This is a genomic window from Streptomyces sp. CB01201 (genome assembly GCF_002803085.1).
GTDB classification, from domain to species: Bacteria; Actinomycetota; Actinomycetes; order Streptomycetales; family Streptomycetaceae; genus Streptomyces; species Streptomyces hundungensis.
The window spans coordinates 96,106-114,777 of record NZ_NNBJ01000009.1; the positions used below are offsets into that span (position 1 = coordinate 96,106).

Consider the following 18,672-nt stretch of genomic DNA (forward strand, 5'->3'; position numbering starts at 1 on the left):
CCACCGTGGACCTGACCATCCTCTATCGCGGCCCGCTGGCCTCCTGCGACTACGACTGCCCCTACTGCCCGTTCGCCAAGCGCCGCGACTCAACGGCTCAACTGCGCGCGGACCGTGCGGCTTTGGAGCGTTTCGAGGCCTGGGTCGCGGCGCAGCACCAAGACAGCCTCTCCGTACTGTTCACTCCGTGGGGCGAAGGCCTCACCCGCTCCTGGTACCGGCGCGCCCTGGTGCGCCTGTCCCGTCAACCGCACGTGCGGCGCGTGGCGATCCAGACCAACCTCAGCTGCCGAACCGACTGGCTCGGCGAAGCCGACCGGGACACGGCGGCTCTGTGGTGCACCTACCACCCGGGGCAGACACCGCACGAGCGCTTCCTCGCCAAGGCCCGCCAACTGCGCGATCTGAACGTGCGGTTCAGCGTCGGAGTCGTGGGCCTGCCCGAGCACATGGACGCCGCCCGCAAGCTGCGCGAGGAACTGCCGGAGCAGGTGTACCTCTGGGTGAACGCCGCCGAAGGCCACACCTACACGGACGAGCAGGCCGCCCGGTGGACCGCGCTCGATCCGCTCTTCCCCTTCAGCCGTCATCCGCACTCATCGGGCGGTCTGCCCTGCCGCACCGGAGAGTCCGTGATCTCGGTGGACGGGGACGGCACGGTCCGCCGCTGCCACTTCGTACGCAATGAACTGGGAAATCTCTACGACGGTTCCTACCGCACCGCCCTCGCCCCGCGTCCCTGCCCCCTGACCACGTGCGACTGCCACATCGGGTACGTGCACCTGGAGTCCCTGCCCCTGTACGACGTCTTCGCCGGCGGCGTCCTGGAACGCATACCCCGGTCGTTGCCGGCCGTACTGCCCGTACCCGCGCTTCCATCAACCCGACAAGCAACCCGACAAGCGGCCGCGCGGACCCGCCTCGACCTCGCAAGCCCGGGCGCAGTCGTACGACCGGCGTGAGGCGAGCCCGCAGTGCACGACGAAGGCGAGTGCGAGACGCCGGGACCGGGCAGCCCCAGTGCACGCGCCGATCTCGCCAGGCGGTTCCGGGCAAAGCCGGGCAGGATTTGTGGAGACCTACGAGCCGGTACGCGCCGGACGGTCGACGGCCCCTGCGGTCGGGACCTCCGGCCCTGCCGCGAAGGACCTTGGCATCTGTGAGCGCCCGCTCACAACGGTGAGGCTGAGAGTGAGCGCGGACCGCCGAAGGGCGGGCACCGCACCGATACCTCGATCTCCCCCGAGTGCCCGTCGCGTACGACAGCGAAGCGAGAGGACGACATGAACGAGGCCAGAAAGCCCCTGGTGATGGTCGGTGTGGACGGCTCGCGCAACTCGATGGACGCCCTGCGGTGGGCTGTCGAGCACGCCGCCTCCATCGAGGGGCGCGTGCACGCGGTGATGTGCTGGGAGTGGTCGCGCAACCCCCTCGGGATGGGGACCACGGGGCTCGCCTCCGGGATGGTGAGCCCGGAGGAGATGGCCCGCGAGAAGCTGGCGGAGGTCATCCAAGAGGCCCTGGGCGACCGCCCTGCGGTTCCGGTCCACCCCCGGGTCATGCAGGGCTCGCCCGCCCACGTCCTGGTGGAGGTGTCACAGGACGCCCGCACCATGGTCGTGGGCACTCGCGGGTACGGCGGGTTCAAGAACGCGCTCCTGGGCTCCGTGAGCCAGCAGGTCGTCCAGTACGCACACTGCACCGTCGCCGTGGTGCGCGCGTCCACTGACAGCTGATCAATTCCCTTGTGCACGGCGGCCGTTCCGCCCGCCTCAGTTCGTACCCGGGGTCGAGCGCACGGCCCGCCAAGGATTCCCGGGACGCCGGGCCCACGCCCGCAGGGGCATCCGGCGAAGGGGGCCACCACCGCGCCCCGGCCTCGGCAAGGAGGGCAACACCATGCCACGGACCATCCCCACCCTGGACGTTCCGGCCGTGACCGCACTCATCGAGGCCGCCACGGCCGCGCCGTCCCTGCACAACGCCCAACCCTGGCGGTTCCGCTTCCTGCGCGCGACGAGCAGCATCGAGCTGTACTCGGACGAACGGCGCGCGGTCCCGTACGCCGACCCCCAGGGCCGGGCCCTGCACATCGGGTGTGGCGCGTCGTTGTTCACCCTGCGGGTGGCCTGCGCCGACGCCGGCCTGGACCCGAAGGTGACCCTTTTGCCCGATCCGGCCCGGCCCGAACTCCTCGCCGTGGTACGGCTGGACGCGCAGCCACCCCAGGACACACAGGGGGCCCGGGACCTGGCCTCCCTGCGTCAGGACATCGCCAGGCGGCACACCAGCAGACACCCGTTCGCTCCGACACTCGTACCGGAGCCCGTCCGTGACGCTCTCCGCGACGCGGCGGCATGCGAGGGCGCGGAACTCCTCTTCCCCCATCCCTGGCACGTGGATGCGCTACTGGACTTGGTCCAGGACGCGGAATCGCAGAACGCACACGACCCCGAGCAGATCGCGGAAGTCGCCCGCTGGACCCGCGTCGGGGCCGCCCCATCGGACACGGCCGTCGACGGAGTCCCCGAGTTCGCCTTCGCGCCGCGTCGTCGCAGCGGCGCCGCCCCCATCCGCGACTTCGCCACCGGCCGCCCGGTCGCCGACCGCGGCCGCCTGGACTTCGAGCAGGTCCCGCAACTGGCCCTCCTGGGCACGGCCGAGGACTCCCCTGGCGACTGGTTGCGAGTCGGCCAGGCCCTGCAACACGTACTGCTCCTGGCCACGCACCACGATGTCGTGGCCAACGTCACCACGGAGGCCCTTGAGCGCGAGGACCTGCGATGGGCCGTACGAGACCCGCTCTCCGCCATGCCGTACGTACAGGTGATGCTCCGGATCGGATACGGTCCGGCCGGGCCGCGCTCCCCCCGTCGCCCGGTGCGGGACGTTCTCACCGTCGAGTGACCCTGGGGGCTGGTGGACGACCCACTTCTTCACCCCGGCCAGGCCCGCGTCAGGCTGTCACGCAGATCCGCCATTGCCCCAGTGCCCAGTTGGCTTTCCAGAACCTGCTCCAGGTCGCGAAGGATCCTTGACGCCACGTCACGACGCCGACGACCCGCGTCCGTCAGGCCGATCAGGGTGCTGCGAGGGAATCCCGGCCCCGGCTTGCTGACCAGCAGGCCTTCTTCGAGAAGCTGCGTGACGGCGCGATGCATCGTCTGACGGGTGACGCCGGCACGGCGGGCGAGTTCGGCGATGCTCAGCGACGTGCTGGAGTCCAGGTGCGCGAGCACCGCCGCGTGCGCCGGTGTGATGGGGTCCACGCCCGCGGCTTCCAGACGCTCCATCAACTCGTCGGAGAACCAACGGGCCCCTCGTTGCAGGAGTGTGAGGAGCGGCGGGTTCGTCCCCGCATTCTCCTGTGCGCTCACGCTCGCGGTCCTGTCGCTTGTGGGGTATGTTCCTGCGTCAGCATAGCTGACACAGCAGAGGTTCGGTTGCCATGGCAAGCAATACCGTTGACGTCCTTGTCGCCGGAGCGGGCCCTGTCGGTCTCACGGCGGCGATGCAACTGGCCCGGTGGGGACTGTCGGTTCGCCTGGTGGATGCCGCACCCGGACCCGCCACCACCAGCCGCGCGCTAGGGACCCACGCCCGCAGCCTGGAGATCTACGATCAGCTCGGGATCCTCGGCGACATCGCTCCGCACGGAACGCGCGTCAACGCGTTCGTCCGCCATCAGGCCGACCGCACGACCCGGGTCGACTTCGACTACGGCGACCTGGTGACCCGGTTTCCGTACATGTTCAACGTCGATCAGGTGATCACCGAGCGAGTACTGCGTGGGCATGCAGTGTCGGCCGGGATCGATGTGGAGTGGAACACCAAGCTGGAGTCGTTCCAGCCCCACGCCGACGGTGTCACTGCCGTGCTGCGCAGCGGCGACCGCACGGGCGCCGCGCAGGAGACCGTGCGTGCTCAATACCTGTGGGGCTGCGACGGCGGACACTCGACAGTACGCAAGGCCCTCCGGCTCCCCCTGGCAGGCGAAGCCGCGCACACATGGCTGATCGCCGATGCGATCGTGCACGCCGCCGTGGAACGAGACGGGGTGCACTGGCTGTTTCCGCCCGGCGGCGCGCTGATGCTGTTTCCGTTTCCGGAACCGGGGAAGTGGCGGCTACTGGATACGTCAGGTGAAGGGGAACCTGAACATCCAGAGGTGATCGCCCACCAGTTCAGCACCAAGCTGTCACAGGCTCTGGGCCGCGAAACCGCTGTGAACAGGCCCAGTTGGGCATCGAAGTTCACCATCCAGCAGCGCGCGGTCCCCACCATGCGCGTCGGCAGGTGCCTGCTTTCCGGCGACGCCGCCCATGTCCACTCGCCCGCGTCGGGGCAGGGTCTGAACACCGGCATCCAGGACGCGTTCAACCTGGCCTGGAAACTGGCCATGGTCGTCCACGGTCACGCCGACGACACACTGCTCGACACCTACGACGCCGAGCGGGTTCCCATCGGCCAAGCCCTGCTTGCCTCCACCGCGAAAGTCATGAACACGGCCATGGTCGACACGTCCAGCGGGGAGACCGGGGACACCGAGCACCATGATCGCGGGTTCATGCGCGGGCTCATTCGGAGCATGTCGGGGTTGAGCATCGCCTACCCCGAAAGCCCCCTCACCGAGCCGGAAGGCGAGGCGGAAGGCGAGGCGGACAAGAGCCCACGTCCTGGCCAACGACTGACTCAGATCTCCGCAGCCGATGCTCAATCCCCCGGCTGGACCGCGCTGCGCGCGCTGCTCAGGGCCCCTGCATGGCACCTGCTCGTCTTCACCGACGGCACTGCCTCCAGCGAGGATCGGACGACCGCCGGGACGAGCACGCTCCCAGCGTGGCTGAACAGAGTGACGGTCAGCCGGCATCGGCCGGAAGGCAACGACTGCGGCGTGTGGGATCCCGGCAGCCGGGTGCGGGACACACTGAACGCCTCCGATGGCGACTGGATCCTCGTGCGTCCCGACGGCTATCTCAGCGCACGCGGCACCGGGGGCGACCGTCTTCGCGCCGCACTGGACCGACTGACCGGACTGTTCATGCGCGAGGCGGCACCGGCGGGACAAGTCACGAGCGGGGCAGACGCATAGAGCCGGCATCGCCGCAGCCACCGGCACACCATCGGCATCGGCATCGGCATCGGCATCGGCATCGGCGATACGAGACAGCCGTCAGGGGCGGCAAAGCAAGTGCGCGTGAACGCGCACAGGCTGAACTCCCCCTCGGACCAGCAGCGGGACGGCACTACAGCACCGTCCCGCCGGAAAGGAGCAACCATGACCGAGACCGCACTTCCGAGCAACTGGGGTCGATGGGGCGACGACGATCAACTGGGCACCCTGCACCTGATCGACGCGGCGGCAAAGAAGCGAGCCGCCACCGAAGTGCGCGACGCGCACCACGTCAGCCTGGCCCGCCGCATTCGGCCGGTACCTCTCACCACAGGACTGGGCCCCGTCGGCAGTCCTGCGGTGATGCCGGCCGGCGTGCTACAGATCATGAATTTCAACGGGGCGAAGCCCGTGGCACTGACCGACACGCTCGTCATCAACACACACAACGCCGCGTTGACCCATCTCGACGCCGTCGCACACATGCCGGTCGACGAGCATGTCTACCCCGGTGTGCCGGTGCAGGCCGCCGTGACCCCGACGGGTGTTGTGCACGGCTCGGCAGACCCGTTCGGCGCCGGAATCGTGACCCGCGGCGTGCTCCTTGACCTGGCTCCCGACGGCGGCAGCCTGCCGGCCGACCGGCGTATCGGAGCGACCGATCTCGACGCCGCGCTCGATCGTGCGGGCACCGTGCTGTCTTCGGGAGACGCCGTGGCCGTGCGGGGAGGATGGGACACCCATCGCCCGCTCAGCGAACCGGTACCCGGCCTCGATCTCAGCGCCGTGCGATGGCTGGACGAACATGGTGTGAGCGTGTACCTCGGCGACATCAGCGACGCCCGGCCGGCCCCATTCCCCATGCCCATGCACCAGGTCGCCCTCGCTCGGCTCGGCCTGCCGCTGGTCGATGCCGCGGACCTGGACGAGCTCGCCGAAGTCTGCGGACGGCTGGGGCGTTCCAGTTTCATGCTGATACTGGCGCCGCCGCGCATCACTGGCACCACCGGACTCGCCGTGAACCCGATCGCCGTCTTCTGAAACGGAACCCGCGCGACGGCGCGGCCGTCCCGGCTGCGAAGGGTGTGGAGACATCGGACGGGAGCGAGGGGGCTACAGCCGACAACACCGGCCCAGGCGCACCCGCGCCGTACGCCCCACGCGGTCGGGCCCCTAGCACCGCAGCGGACGGGCATCGGACTTCCATTGAGGAGCCACGGCCTTTCGCCGTTAGGCTCAGTCCCCATGACGGACACCGGCGGCGCACACAAGCATCGCCTCCTCGTCCTCCACGACTACGGCATGGGTGGCGCCTGGTGGTGGGTCCATGCGCGGTCTGCGCGGGAGGTCCTCGAAAAGTTCGCCTGGGTGGAGGTCGTTACTGATCCCGAGACTGATCCCGAGGCAGTGACGCAGCGCGAAGGCGATGAACTGGAGGAATTCGACATCGACGCTCCCGTGATGCCTCCAGGTCTGGACGGCCTGCGCGCCCAGCGTGACTCGCAGCGTGGGCGCGAGGGGTTTGGCGCGCTCGCCGGCCGGGACGTCGTTTACGTCCGGAAGCCGTGGGACGACGAGGACGACGGACGGGTCGTCTACCTGATGGAAATCGGGCCCGCAGGACGCCGGGTTCGCCAAGTGGAGCTGGCCGACGACGGAACCGCATGGCGTAGTGGCCCTGAGGACTGGCCGTTCAACCCGCCCGTCGTCGACCTCTTCGATCCCGTGCTGGCGGGCCAGGAGATCAGTCGGCACGAGTTCGAGGAAAGCTGGGCAAGGGCCCAGCAGGTAACACCCGACGTGTAGATGCCCGATGCCCGATGCCCGGGTTCAACGGCGGATTCACTCCTGATGTTACGAGTGCGACGGCACGATCCTCTGGTACGTGGACCGCATGAGGTGGCTGGTCGAATCGAGTTGGTATGCCGGAACGGCGGGAGCGGCGGCGGACAGGAAGCCCTTTCCGCCGTTGTCCAGGATCGTCTTGCCGGCCTTTCCCGCCGCGATCCAGTCGAGTTCGACGGCGAACGCACAGAAACAGGTCGTGTTGTCCACTGCCAGCCTGAACACTTCAGGATCGCCGGGAGAGATCTTGTAGGGGAACTTCACCGGCGGGTGTCCGCCGGACGGCTCCGCGAAGATGGGAGGGTCGGGTTTGTTCAGATTGGTCGCGAAAGGTCTGACGTCCACCTGGCCACCGCATCCACCGTCCTGGACTGCGATGCCGGTGGTAGGAGCCGGCTGCCGTTGCACATCCAGCACCCTCATGCCCACCAGCAGGACCGCTTCGTCGGAAGACGTCTGACTGGTGATGTCGACGGCCACCGGTCCCAGGCTCCGCTGCCCGCGCTTGTCGCCGTTCTGATAGTCAGCCGCCGTCTCCGCGTAGTAGTGGACGTCGGACGCGCAGTCCTCCTGCGCTTGGAGATGGACGTAGGACGGCAGGGTCGCGCTGCCGGGATCGAGCGGACGTGAAACCTGGATCGCTTGGGCGTCCCCGCCGTTGAGGGACTTTGCCAGCGCGTACACCGCGTACCCACCGGCAGCCGAGAGGAGGAGCGTCACGGCGACGATCGCCCTCGCTGCCCTACGGTGCCACCACTTCTGTTTCGGCTGTTTCGGCGTATGTTCCGGAGGTCCGCTGTAGTAGTTGATGTGCTGGACGCCCTCGGCCTGTACGGGGCCTCGGAACGAGTTGTCGTGGAATCGGATGGCGTCTTGCCCCTCGTGCCCGCCGGGCCACCGGTTGCCGTCGGTCATGGCGCGTCACCGTGATCGATGTGCTGAACGCCTTTGGCCTGTACGGGGCCGTGGAAGGTGTTGTGCTGGAACTCGATGTGGTCACCGCCTGCCGGGGCACCGGCCTGCGGGGCGAGGGACCACAGGTGCGCCGCTGCCCGTTCGAGCGCGACCGCGAAGCCCGGGTCGGTCTCCGACGCCTCCTCCAGTGCGAGCCGGACCCGCTGCCGGGTCCGGTCACTGGGCAGTTCTTGACCGGACGACGCCTCGTCCGCCAGCCGGCGGAGCGCCGGGTCGTCGCCGAGCTTGCGGCTCACGACCTCGTGCAGGCGGTCCATGCCGGCGTTCACCATGCGGTCGACTTCCCCGTCGGCACGCCCGGCCGCGAGCCGGGCCTTCCGTACAGCCCAAGCGAACAAGTACCCGATCGCGATCTCGATGCCTGTCACCGCATCCCCCCAAGACCACTGCTGACCTCACGTCAGACAGTACCGCTAGCGGAACGCCGATATCGAGATTCCGCGACGGTGCCCCACTCGGCCGCGAACTCCCTTGGCCCCTGGGCCTGCTGGGGCCGACCACCGTGCGGACGGCATAGGTTCAGAACCTCGCGGGCGGCGAACGGCGACGGCCCGAACCGCCGTCCTGGACCGCCCGCGGATGCACGGACGGTCCGAGCGGGGCGGCGAGCAGCAGCCTCACGAAGCGGGACTGTGTCCGGGCCCAGGGCGCTTCGTCCAGGTCGTACGTCCGTCGGGAGTTCGGGTCCCCGAGCCGTCAGCCCGTGCCGGCGTGACGTCGTGGTACACCCGGCGTGACGTCGTCGTACACACGGCACGGGCGCCCGGCGAGTGGCTCACGCCGCCCCGGCCTCCGTACCCCACTGCGGCGACCCGACCCACGCACATCAGCCGTTCGGTCCCGTGCCCCATCGACAGCCGGCGCGTCCCCGACTCCCGCCCCGACCGGACTACGGATCCCATCGTCGCCCCTCGCGCACAATCCGTCCCACTTCTGCCGTGCGTCATCACCGATCCGGGGCATACGGAAGCGCGGGCGGATCCACTGTGAACCCCCTTGTCTCACCTCGCCGTTGAGGATGAGGCCAGCCACGACGGGCGCAAGACGGGTACGGGAGAGAAGGCGGGCATGACGGTGTTGCTGGGGTGGAGTGAGCGGGCGGTCTGCAAGGAGAGCGACGCGGACGCACTGTTCGCCGAGGCCGCGCGGCAGCAGGAGGCCGTGGCGTTGTGCGGCGCGTGCCCGGTCCGGACCCGATGCCTGGCCCATGCTCTGGATCAGCGGATCGAGTTCGGCGTCTGGGGTGGCATGACGGAGCGGGAGCGTCGGGCGCTGCTCCGTCGGCGCCCGCGCGTCAGTTCGTGGAGCGACCTCCTCGAAAGCGCCCATATGGAGTACGGCAAGGACCTGGTCCGGGTACCGGCCACCGGCAGCGCCCCCGCGGCACGGTCGGCTCTGCGATCCACCGGCTCGGCCTCGAAGGCGGCCTGACGCGGAAGCGCGCGCTGCCGTACGGGGCGGTGATACCGCCCTCGGCCGGGACCGACGACGGGACCGGCGGGGGCTTCCACCGCCGACTTCCGATACTGGCGCTCCGCGCGGGGAACCGTAAGGTCATGGCAATCACGATCACGAACACACGCAATGCCGTCGGCCCCTGGCTGCGATATGGCGCCACCACCGCGGCCGTCACAGCCACCGCGGTGCTCGGGGCGCGAGCCGTCGATCCCGCGAGCGTCTGGTACCGGTCGCTGCGCAAGCCGTCATGGCAGCCGCCGTCCTGGGCCTTCGGTGCCGTGTGGACTCCGCTGTACGCCACCATCGCCTACGCAGGCGGCCGCGCTCTGGGCGAGGCCGAGGACCGACACGAACGCACACGACTGGCGGCCGGTCTCACCACGAACCTCGCCCTCAACGCAGGCTGGAACTGGCTCTTCTTCCGCCTTCACAGTCCGCGGGCGGGCCTGGCCGGAACCATGCTCCTGAACGTCAGCAACGTGGACCTGATCCGCCGTACCGCACGGCTCGACCGCCGTGCGGCCCAAGCCCTCCTGCCCTACGCGGTTTGGTGCGCCTTCGCCACCGCGCTCAACGCATCGATCGTCCGCAAGAACCCGTAAAGGCCTCGCCGGGCCCGACCCGACCCGCCCGACACGACCCATATGGTCGTGCACGCCCCCGCACAAGTGGGCCTGGGCGGCAGCGATCTCGCCTTTCGTCGCGGCACAAAGACCGTCGGCCGGACGGGACGAAGCCGAAGCTCCGACCCAACGTTCAGACGCTGACCTGGCAGGAGTGGAATTGGCCTGATTCCACGGTGACTTCGCTCCATGTCAGGGGCGGGCAGAGATCGGTGAGCGCCAGGAGGCCCATGGTCTGGTCGTACAGGCGTCGCCGCAGCCTCAGCGTCGGCCATGCGGGCCCCCGTACGTGGTCGTTGCGGGTGAGGGTCACGGTTTCCTTGGCCGTGACGGTCAGCCCGGCGCGCTCGCACCAGTGGGGCAGGCTCTTCAGATCGGGGTTGGTCACGGGCAAGCGGTGGGCGTAGGTCCGTAACTGCGGCAATGCGTCGGTCAGTCGAGGTGTGAAGTAGGTGATGGCGTCCACCGCGGTGTCGCCCAGGGGCTGGTGAAGGGTATAGCGGTAGGTGAGCACGCTCCGGCCTGGTTCGACGGAGAGCTCAGCCGCAAGGGTGGGCGCGACCGAGGCGCTGAACAGGCGCCCGGGGCCCGGCGGAACGGTGGCGACGAATGGCGACGCCTCCTGCCGGGCGGCCGGGCTCGACGGGGGCTCGGTGGCGGACGTGCGGACGACAGTGCCGCGGCGGCCGGTGAACACCAGGCCCTGTTCGCGGAGCAGTTCCAGGGCGGACCGGACGGTGTGACGGGCCGCTCCGTACTTCTGGGCCAGGGCCCGTTCCGACGACAGCCCGGCGCCTACCTCGATGCGGCCGGAGCTGATGGCCTTGGCCAGGTCGGCGGCAATCGACTGATAGGTGGGTGTTCTGGAGGAGGATCCAGCGACTGGCAAAACGACCTCACAGTGCGTAACGGCTCGTGCGGTTCGCGCGACAATCTAGATTGGTCTACACCTCTCGGCAAGCCTGGTTCACGATCCGGACCACGCCGCGAGCCCACCCGGCCGGATTCCGACCCCCGAGCCGACCGGCCCACCGCGAGCCGCCGCCCCACGGTGGCAAAGCCGGTTGGCGATGATTGGCGGGGCCACCGGCCGGCGGGAGGGAGGGACCGTCGGACCACGTCGAACACCTGCTTCCGCAGATCATTTGCGGACGCCTCCCGCTCCACGAGCCACGGCGCCTACGAGTCCTGGTCGGTCGCGCTGGACAGCCGCTTGCCCGGGCCGAGCAGGAGCGGGAAGAGGAACGGGTGGTAGCGCTCCATCAAGCCGGCGTTCGAGACTGCCCGGTTCTCAGCGAGGCGCCGCCGTGGATGATGATCGGGCCCGCGCCTCGCCCAGACACGAGCGCATGCCGCCCAGCGAGTCGGCGTCCGGAGCCGGCTCCACCGCCGAATCCCTCGACACATCGATCATGCAGGTGGTGTTCTGTAACCGATCGCGGTCGGCTCGTGGACTTCGACAAGCGCGGCGCAGAGTCAGCGGTCCCGGACATCGGTCAAGTCGCTGAGTGGAGGATGGCTTCGGCGATCTCGCGCACGCGGTCCACGGTGATGCCGGTCCGTTGCTCGACGGCGAGGGGATGGTCGGTGACCTCCAGTTCAATGAACGGGCGTCGCCCGACCTGCCTGGTGTGCACGTGAGTTTTCAGGTCGAGGGTGCTGGGAGAGTAGAGACCGAGTTCACTGCTCAGCCATCCGAAGTACGGCTCTTCGGCTCGGCGTTGGGGGCTGCCCCAGAGGTCTGCGGCACGGGAGAAGTTGTTGCGGCTCAGGGAGACCCAGACCGCCCACGAGAACACTTCGGCGCTGCCAATGACTGGTATCTCGATCAGACCCTTGACGAAGTAGTGCTGTGCCTGGATGACGCACATGTCGGAGGAGAGCAGGCAGTCCGGTGCGTCCGCGAAGCTCTCGTCCCATACGTAGGGGGCCGCGGTCGCGTAGTTCATCGGCAGTTCCGCATGACGCTCACCGCAGCACGAGCAGGTAAATCCGTGATCACTGGTCATGGGCGGGAGCCTAATGACTGATGAAACGTCAACCGTGGTCCGCTTCAACCACGGCCTCACCAAACACCCCTGGCAGGACAAAACGCTCGTGTGTCCACACCCCTAGTGCCCGCCTGGTGCGGCGCCGCCCTGCCAGGTCTGTCGACGCGGTCTGTCTGAAGGCTGCCCCGTAGCCGACGCCGCGGGCGGCACGGGACGTGGGCCGCACGGGACGCGTGCTGGGCAGCTTCGGGCGCGGCGGCGGATGGGGTGGGCGACGGCGCGTTGGGACAGGGGGCCGAGTCCGTCCAGGGCCTCGGCGAGGACGGCAAGTTGATCGAGTGAGTCCAGGGTGCGGGTGGCACCCTCGGGGTCGACGCCCTCGTACAGTTCGATCCCGACGAAGGAGGCGGCCGCGGCGCGGGCAAGCCCGGCCGGGTCGGTGAAGGCCGCCAGGGGGTGGCGCCGAGCCGGGTGAGGACGGTCTCCAACTCCTCGATCCACAGGGCGATTCCGCCGGCGGTGGCGGCCGCCAGGGTGGGCGAGGTCTGCCCGGCGGCCAGCAGGTGACCCAGGACGGCCACCTGCCCTGACGCCCGTTCCTCGACTTGCACTGCGCGGGCGAAGTCCACCAGTTTCGTGAGGGAGTTGAGGGCGGCGAGCCGCTCGCGATGGTGGGGTACGCGCTGCTCGGCTCGGCGCCGTGTATGCAGGCGGCGGCCAGGAGTTCGTCCACGGAGCCGAAGTGGTAGCAGATCAAGCCCTGGTTTACCCCTGCGGTCGTCGCGATCGAGCGGGCCGAGGTCTTGGCGATGCCCTGCTGAGTGCGCCGACGCGGCGCGACCTGTGCGACATGGCCGGAGGGGCCGTCAAGGGCAGTGACGTCCGCAGCGGTGGCATCCCGCCAGGCCCAATCGTGGCGCCCGCACTCCCCCTGCCCTTGTCCCGACCATCTGCCCGTCCGTGCTCTCCCGACCGGTCGGGGGCCGTAGCGATGCGCCATCACGGCGGCTGTGCGGGCCGCAGCCGTCCCGGGGCGCCGGTAACACGGGAATCCATGAGCTGTCGCAATAAAAGCAGAATTACATAAGCGCAGTGCGCGATACGCGACGCCCTCGATTAATCCGCGCCCGCGCACCGCTTTGCGCCGCAGCATCAAAAAGCATCACCGATGGATTCCCGCGCGTCAACGGTGAGATGCAAGCCTGGACTGTTGTGCCCGGCTGCGCAATCTCCCTGTGCCCGGAAGGGCAATTTCCGTTGCCCTCGCCACGACGTCACCGCCTCGGGCACCCAGGACGTCGGGACCGGCGCCAGGCTCGGCGACACCTCGAAAACTCGCCACCTACCGGCAAGGCCGGTTCCGGCAACGGATCGTGCCGGAACCGGCTCAGACGGCCTGCGTCAGCAGACGGCGCAGGTCGTGCACGTGCGGAAACAGGTGCCCTCGCCGGAAATGGCGCCTGCGGCACCCTCCGACTCGACATCCTGGATGGCGGTCTCGGTGAGGTCGATATCGAAGAGGTCCGTCATGTTTTCGGACATGGGAATTCCTTCCTCTGGAACCTGTCGAATCGCCGCCATTTTGGCGACAGAAACGGAATCTAGGCAGCGACGGCAGGCACAGTCAAGGGGTTACGGGAAGGTTCGGACGGGGTTAGTGTGGCGAGGTATTACCGAGGGAGAAGCCGGGAATTACCCAGTCCGTTTCATGGGGCATCAAGTTGGAGGGCGGGGCAGGGATGCAGCACGGCCATGGCGTGGAACCGATGTTTCGCTGCGCGGACGGAGTGTTGCTGAGGGCGCCGCTCCTGGCCCGCTCCAGCGTGCGCGCCACCTGGCGGGACGGGCCCCGTGCCGAATTCGGCGGAACCGGCCGGGAGGCCGATGAACTCCGCTCCCGTCTCGTGGAGTTGCTCGTCGACGCACGCTTCCGCGAGGCGCTGGACGTCTCCAGTCCCTCGCTCGCCCGTACCGTGGACGCCGTGCTCGCGGGCTCCCCCGTGACCACGTCCGATCTGCGCAAGGCACATCGGGCTGTGACCCGGTACCTGCTCCGGGCCGCGTCACGGCCCACCCCCTTCGGGCTGCTCGCCGGGGTGCTGTGGGGCTCGTTCGGCGCGGCCACCAAGGGGGAGCTCACGGGCGAGGGGCACAGGGCGGTGCGGCCCGATGCCGGGCGGCTCGCCGGGCTGATCGCCCGGTGGGAGCGCGACCCCGCGGTGCACCGGGGATTGAGTGTGGTGGCGAACGGACTGTGCTTCGTACGCGGGGGCCGGCTGGTCCTGCCGTTCGCCCCGGCCGCGCCGGGGCCGGAGGCGGCCGGCTCCGGCCCCGGCGGCACACCAGGAGACCGTCCCACGTCCCGGACGCTCCGCCACACCCCCGTCGTACGCGCCGTGGTCGAGGCCGCCGCAGGCCCGGTCCGCTGCGACGACCTGATCCGGGCGGTCGAAGCCGAGTTCCCCGGCGCACCCGAGGGCGCCGTGGCCGGCCTCGTCGCCCAGCTGATCGGGGCGGAGGTACTGCTCACGGAGCTGCGTCCGCCGCTGGACGCTCCCGATCCGCTGGCTCACGTGGCGGCGCTGCTCCCGCCCGGCACGCCTGCCGCCGAATGGGTCGCCGGGCTGCGTTTGTCCCTGGACGACTACCGCCGCACTCCGCTCGGCGAGGGAAGTCGCGCCTGGCGCAGGGCACTTGAGCTTGCGGCCTCGGGTCCCGAGTCCGGGCCGGGCACGGACGCCCGGGCCGCGGGCCGCCGGGCCCTGCCGGCGGACGCCGTTCAGGTGGACCTGCGCCTGGAGGGCACCGCCGTTCTCTCGCACGGGGTGGCCGAGGAACTGGAACGAGCGGGCGCCGCCCTGTGGCGCCTGTCGCCCCCGGGGCCGGGCCGGTTGACGGCGTACCACCAGGACTTCGTGGAGCGGTACGGGCTCGGCCGGCTCGTGCCCGTCAAGGAGGTCCTCGACCCCGACATCGGCCTCGGCGCTCCGGCGGGCTACCGGCTGCCGCCGAGTCACCGCCCGGACGCGGGCCCCGCATCTCTGGGGCCCGAGCGGCAGCGGTTGTTGCTGGGGCTCGCGGCCGAGGCGCAGGCCCGCGGGGCGCGCGAGGTCGTCCTGGACGAGGAACGGCTGCGCCGGTTCGAGTCGGCCGACCGGGACGGGACAGCCCGCACCGTACGGCCGCCGTCACTGGAACTCGTCGTTACGGTGGCCGCGGAGTCGGCCGGTGCGATGGACCGGGGCGACTTCACCCTGGTGCTCGTCGGCGCGGCCACCGCGTCCGGCGGCCTGATGGGACGGTTCGCCCATCTCTTCCCGCCCGAACAGGCCGAGGCGATCCGAGGGACGGTGCGTGCCGCGCGCGAGTCCACCGGGCGGCTGCCCGTGCAGATCCACCACCAGGCGTCGCACCACCGGCACGCCAACGTCGCCCAGGTACCGACCTGGCTGGACACACGGCTCGTCGTCGGAGCACACCCCGGTCCCGCCGCCCCCGGCGTCACCGACCTGGCGCTCGACTCCATCGCCGTCAGCGCCGACTCCGAAGGGTTCCGGATCGTGTCCACGGAGCTGGGGCGGGAGCTGACTCCGTCGACGCTCCACGTGCTCAACCGGGAGCTGACCGCACCCAACGCGGTGCGCTTCCTCATCGAAGCCGCCGCGTTCGGCCGCGAGCAGTGGCGGCTGTGGGAGTGGGGCGCCGCGGAGGACCTGCCGTTCCTTCCTGCCGTACGCATAGGACGCACCGTCCTGAGCCCGGCCCGCTGGCGGCTGGACGCCGACGGTCTTCCGCTCGACGCGTGGCGCGCGCTCTGGCAGGTGCCCGACCACGTCCAGCTCTCCGTGGGCGACCACCGCATCCCGATCAACCTCGCCGTCGCGGCGCACCGGGAGATCCTTCTCCGTCAGAGTGAGCGGACGGGTTCGGCCGTCGTCCATGAGCTGCCGCTTGGCCACCCCGCGGACGGAGGCTGGCTGCACGGGCCCGGCGGCGCCCACGAGGTGGAGGCGGTGGTGACGCTGATGCCCCGGCGGCCGGAGCCGACCGCGGCCCCCGTGCGCACCACACGCACCACCGTGCGCCGCGGCACCGGCGAGATCCCGCCCGGCGGCCCCTGGCTCTACGCGACGCTCTACACCTCGGCCGAACGCCAGGACGAGCTCCTCACCGGGCCCCTTCTCCGCTTCCTGACCGGGCCGGACACCGGGCCGGCCTCCGGGCCGGGCGGACCGGAGGGCGTCGACCGCTGGTTCTTCCTGCGGTACGCGGATCCCGACCCACACCTGCGGCTTCGGCTGCACGGCGACCCGGCTCGGCTCAACGCCGTCGTCCTGCCCCAACTGCACGACTTGGCACGTCAGTTGGCCGCCGAGGGCCTCGCCCGCGGGCTGCGCCTGGACAGCTACGCACCCGAGACCGAGCGCTACGGCGGCCCTGCGCTGCTGGAGGCCGCCGAGGAGGTCTTCCACGCGGACAGCCGGCTCGTGCTGGAGCGGCTCAGGGCTCCGGCGGACGACCGGATCCTGTCCACCGCCCACGACGTGAGCGAACTGGTGCGGGCGTTCCACCGCGGTTACGGCGGCGACTGGCGAAGTTGGCTCACCGGCACCTACCCCAAACGGGAGGAGCACCACAAGGCGTTCGCCACCCGCAGGCGGGCGGCACTCGCCACGATCACCCAAGATGGCCTGCCGGATCCGGTGGGGCGGCCCCACCTCGCGGCGCCGGAGCGCTTCGGGCGGCTGGTGCGCGCGCAGGAGGAGCGGGGCGCGCTGACCGCATCCCCCGACGGCGTGCTGGCTTCGCTCGTCCACATGCACTGCAACCGACGCCTGGGCACGGACCGTACCGCCGAGGCGCAGACACTGGCCGTGGCCCGTGGCGCGGTCCAGGCCCACCTCGACCGGGAAAGGGCCCGCGCATGACCGACGACCTCGTGGTGGAGCTGGCCGGACGACTGGCAGACCCGGCAGCACTGGCCGCACAGATGGCCGCCACCGAAACCCCCGAGCTGGCCAGGACCCACTCCCTGTGGCACGCGCAGTCCCTCGCGGACGGCCATGCCGGAGTGGGGCTGCTCTTCGCGGCGCTGGCCCACGGCGAGCCTGCGTACGCCAAGATCGCGCACGCCCATCTGTCGGCAGCGGTAGCCGGGGTACGCAGGCCGCTGCGGGAGGGGCTGTACGCGGGGCTGCCCGCCGTCGCCTTCGCGGCCCGGACGGCCGTCGGACGTCCCGGCGAGTACGCCGGCCTGCTGTCCCAACTCGACGCCCAGGCCGCCCTGTTGGCGCGCAGACTCGTCGAGGAGGACGCGCCCCGGGTCGCGGCGCGGACGGCGGGGGCCTCGATGGCCGGGTACGACGTGGTGGCGGGGCTCTCCGGCCTCGGCCGCCTGCTCCTCGCGGCGGGTCCCGAACAGCGGGACACCACCGAACTGGTCCTGGGTCACCTCGTCGCACTCACCCGGCCGGTGACCGCCCCGGACGGCGCGCAGGTGCCCGGCTGGTGGACCGGTGATCCGATCCTGTACAGCGAGCCGGACGGAATCCCCGGCGGGCACTTCAACGTCGGCCTCGCCCACGGCATACCGGGTCCGCTCGCCCTGTTGTCCCTCGCCCTGACCGCGGGCGTGCGGGTACCGGGCCAGGAGCAGGCGATCCGCACCGTCGCCGAGTGGCTACTGGCCCGGCGCAGCCCGGACGGGGCGGGCTGGCCCAACGTGGTGCCGATGGAGGCCGAGTCGGCGGCCGCCGCCGGCGGCCGGCCCGAGCTGACGGAGGCCCGGACGGGCTGGTGCTACGGCACGCCCGGGGTGGCCCGCGCCCTCCAGCTCGCGGCGCTCGCGCTGAAGGAGCCCGAATGGAACCGCCAGGCGATCGACGCGGTCGCCGCGGTCTGCCGCTCGGGTACCGCCCCCGCCTTCGGTGATCCCACGCTGTGTCACGGCCTGGCGGGGTTCGCCACGATCGTGTCCCTGATGGCCCGCGAGCCCGGAGGTTCCGAACTGGCGCTCTACGTAACGGAGTTGGCGGAGAGCCTGGCAGCGCTGGCCGATCCGTCCCGGCCGTTCCTCTGGGCAGCGGCCGAGCCCGGGGGCTCCGGCGTAGTGCACCGGCCGGGCTTCCTCGACGGGGCTGCGGGCGCGGCGCTCGCCCTGCACTCCGTGACCACTCCGCACGCGCCGCACGGTGCACTGCCCTGGCAGGCGGCCCTGTTGTTGTGCTGACGCTCACGGGGCCGCCCTGGACCGGCGAGTCAGCGGTAGCAGATGAGGGCGGCGGCGATACCGGTGCGGGCGAGGAAGTGCTCGGCCCGGCACTCGTAGCGGTAGTGCAGGCGGTGGCGTCTTGGCCGAGTAGCCGTCGGCTGGGTACGCCAATGTGCCGGCCAGGCGGATTCTGCCGTCCCGCGTACGTACCATCGCGCGGGCAGGCTCCTCCGGCCAGTGAGGCGCGTCCGGATCACTCCAACGGGAGCCGGCCCGCCAGCTCGGTGGCCAGGGCATGCGCGTCGAGCTCTTCGTCGGAGCCGCGCCCGTGGGTCTCGGCGAAGTGGCGCAGCAGCCGCACAACGTCCCGCGCCTCAACCAGCGTGATCAACGGTTCGCGCGGGGCGTCGGAGTACGTACCAGTTCCAGGGGCAGCGATGTCGTCCATGACCGGTC

General features: G+C 70.4%; 17 protein-coding genes and 2 pseudogenes. 10 read left to right on the forward strand and 9 right to left on the reverse strand.

Features of this window, described 5'->3' with window-relative positions:
- Window positions 1-5: 5 nt before the first annotated feature.
- The 3 genes from CG740_RS19695 (at window position 6) to CG740_RS19705 (ending at window position 2,907) form a co-directional block, all read left to right on the forward strand.
- Entirely contained in the window at window positions 6-962 is a 957-nt protein-coding gene (locus CG740_RS19695; RefSeq protein WP_199846514.1) for an STM4011 family radical SAM protein, read from the forward strand.
- A gap of 321 nt (window positions 963-1,283) precedes the next feature.
- Window positions 1,284-1,736: a universal stress protein gene (locus CG740_RS19700; protein ID WP_100576501.1), complete on the forward strand. Its 453-nt coding sequence runs from the start codon at window positions 1,284-1,286 to the stop codon at window positions 1,734-1,736.
- Window positions 1,737-1,899: 163 nt separating this feature from the next.
- Complete coding sequence (locus CG740_RS19705) at window positions 1,900-2,907, forward strand: Acg family FMN-binding oxidoreductase (protein ID WP_100576502.1); 1,008 nt, start codon at window positions 1,900-1,902, stop codon at window positions 2,905-2,907.
- A gap of 29 nt (window positions 2,908-2,936) precedes the next feature.
- Here the strand turns inward: CG740_RS19705 and CG740_RS19710 are convergent, their stop codons facing one another.
- Entirely contained in the window at window positions 2,937-3,377 is a 441-nt protein-coding gene (locus CG740_RS19710) for a MarR family winged helix-turn-helix transcriptional regulator (RefSeq protein WP_234376376.1), read from the reverse strand.
- Window positions 3,378-3,448: 71 nt separating this feature from the next.
- On the opposite strand from CG740_RS19710, the gene CG740_RS19715 reads away from it, so the two are divergent.
- The 3 genes from CG740_RS19715 (at window position 3,449) to CG740_RS19725 (ending at window position 6,919) form a co-directional block, all read left to right on the forward strand.
- Window positions 3,449-5,092 (forward strand): FAD-dependent oxidoreductase, encoded by a 1,644-nt coding sequence (locus CG740_RS19715; protein ID WP_100576503.1) that lies wholly within the window; start codon window positions 3,449-3,451, stop codon window positions 5,090-5,092.
- Between the two features lie 186 nt (window positions 5,093-5,278).
- Window positions 5,279-6,154 (forward strand): cyclase family protein, encoded by an 876-nt coding sequence (locus CG740_RS19720; RefSeq protein WP_100576504.1) that lies wholly within the window; start codon window positions 5,279-5,281, stop codon window positions 6,152-6,154.
- 204 nt (window positions 6,155-6,358) lie between these two features.
- A complete protein-coding gene (locus CG740_RS19725; protein ID WP_199846515.1) occupies window positions 6,359-6,919 on the forward strand; it encodes a hypothetical protein in 561 nt (186 codons plus the stop codon).
- Window positions 6,920-6,967: 48 nt separating this feature from the next.
- Here CG740_RS19725 and CG740_RS19730 read toward each other — a convergent pair whose 3' ends face one another.
- On the reverse strand, window positions 6,968-7,873 hold the full coding sequence (locus CG740_RS19730) for a hypothetical protein (RefSeq protein WP_100576505.1): 906 nt from the start codon (window positions 7,871-7,873) through the stop codon (window positions 6,968-6,970).
- Entirely contained in the window at window positions 7,870-8,301 is a 432-nt protein-coding gene (locus CG740_RS19735; RefSeq protein WP_100576506.1) for a chromosome partitioning protein, read from the reverse strand. Before CG740_RS19735 ends, CG740_RS19730 begins: the two co-directional genes overlap by 4 nt.
- 700 nt (window positions 8,302-9,001) lie before the next feature.
- Here CG740_RS19735 and CG740_RS19740 point away from each other — a divergent pair.
- Both CG740_RS19740 and CG740_RS19745 read left to right on the forward strand, forming a co-directional pair.
- Window positions 9,002-9,364, forward strand: coding sequence for a WhiB family transcriptional regulator (locus tag CG740_RS19740; RefSeq protein WP_100576663.1), 363 nt, complete (start codon window positions 9,002-9,004; stop codon window positions 9,362-9,364).
- A gap of 125 nt (window positions 9,365-9,489) precedes the next feature.
- Entirely contained in the window at window positions 9,490-9,993 is a 504-nt protein-coding gene (locus CG740_RS19745; RefSeq protein WP_100576664.1) for a TspO/MBR family protein, read from the forward strand.
- Between the two features lie 154 nt (window positions 9,994-10,147).
- Here the strand turns inward: CG740_RS19745 and CG740_RS19750 are convergent, their stop codons facing one another.
- From CG740_RS19750 to CG740_RS39730, 5 genes and pseudogenes are all read right to left on the reverse strand, one after another.
- The gene (locus tag CG740_RS19750) at window positions 10,148-10,903 is read right to left on the reverse strand and encodes a GntR family transcriptional regulator (RefSeq protein ID WP_100576507.1); all 756 of its coding nucleotides are present in this window, start codon (window positions 10,901-10,903) and stop codon (window positions 10,148-10,150) included.
- A gap of 221 nt (window positions 10,904-11,124) precedes the next feature.
- Window positions 11,125-11,339, reverse strand: a pseudogene (locus CG740_RS41045) (dihydrofolate reductase family protein); the annotation flags it as partial.
- Window positions 11,340-11,510: 171 nt separating this feature from the next.
- A complete protein-coding gene (locus tag CG740_RS19755; protein WP_100576508.1) occupies window positions 11,511-12,023 on the reverse strand; it encodes a DUF2199 domain-containing protein in 513 nt (170 codons plus the stop codon).
- Between the two features lie 228 nt (window positions 12,024-12,251).
- A pseudogene (locus tag CG740_RS41050) lies at window positions 12,252-13,005 on the reverse strand (TetR family transcriptional regulator); the annotation flags it as partial.
- A 401-nt stretch (window positions 13,006-13,406) separates the two neighbouring features.
- Window positions 13,407-13,547: a hypothetical protein gene (locus CG740_RS39730; RefSeq protein WP_159030346.1), complete on the reverse strand. Its 141-nt coding sequence runs from the start codon at window positions 13,545-13,547 to the stop codon at window positions 13,407-13,409.
- Between the two features lie 224 nt (window positions 13,548-13,771).
- On the opposite strand from CG740_RS39730, the gene CG740_RS19765 reads away from it, so the two are divergent.
- Both CG740_RS19765 and CG740_RS19770 read left to right on the forward strand, forming a co-directional pair.
- A complete protein-coding gene (locus tag CG740_RS19765; RefSeq protein ID WP_234376398.1) occupies window positions 13,772-16,933 on the forward strand; it encodes a lantibiotic dehydratase in 3,162 nt (1,053 codons plus the stop codon).
- Window positions 16,930-18,234 (forward strand): lanthionine synthetase C family protein, encoded by a 1,305-nt coding sequence (locus tag CG740_RS19770; protein ID WP_100576510.1) that lies wholly within the window; start codon window positions 16,930-16,932, stop codon window positions 18,232-18,234. The genes CG740_RS19765 and CG740_RS19770 overlap by 4 nt, the downstream gene beginning before the upstream one ends.
- A gap of 235 nt (window positions 18,235-18,469) precedes the next feature.
- Here the strand turns inward: CG740_RS19770 and CG740_RS19780 are convergent, their stop codons facing one another.
- Complete coding sequence (locus CG740_RS19780; RefSeq protein WP_100576511.1) at window positions 18,470-18,664, reverse strand: hypothetical protein; 195 nt, start codon at window positions 18,662-18,664, stop codon at window positions 18,470-18,472.
- Window positions 18,665-18,672: the final 8 nt, after the last annotated feature.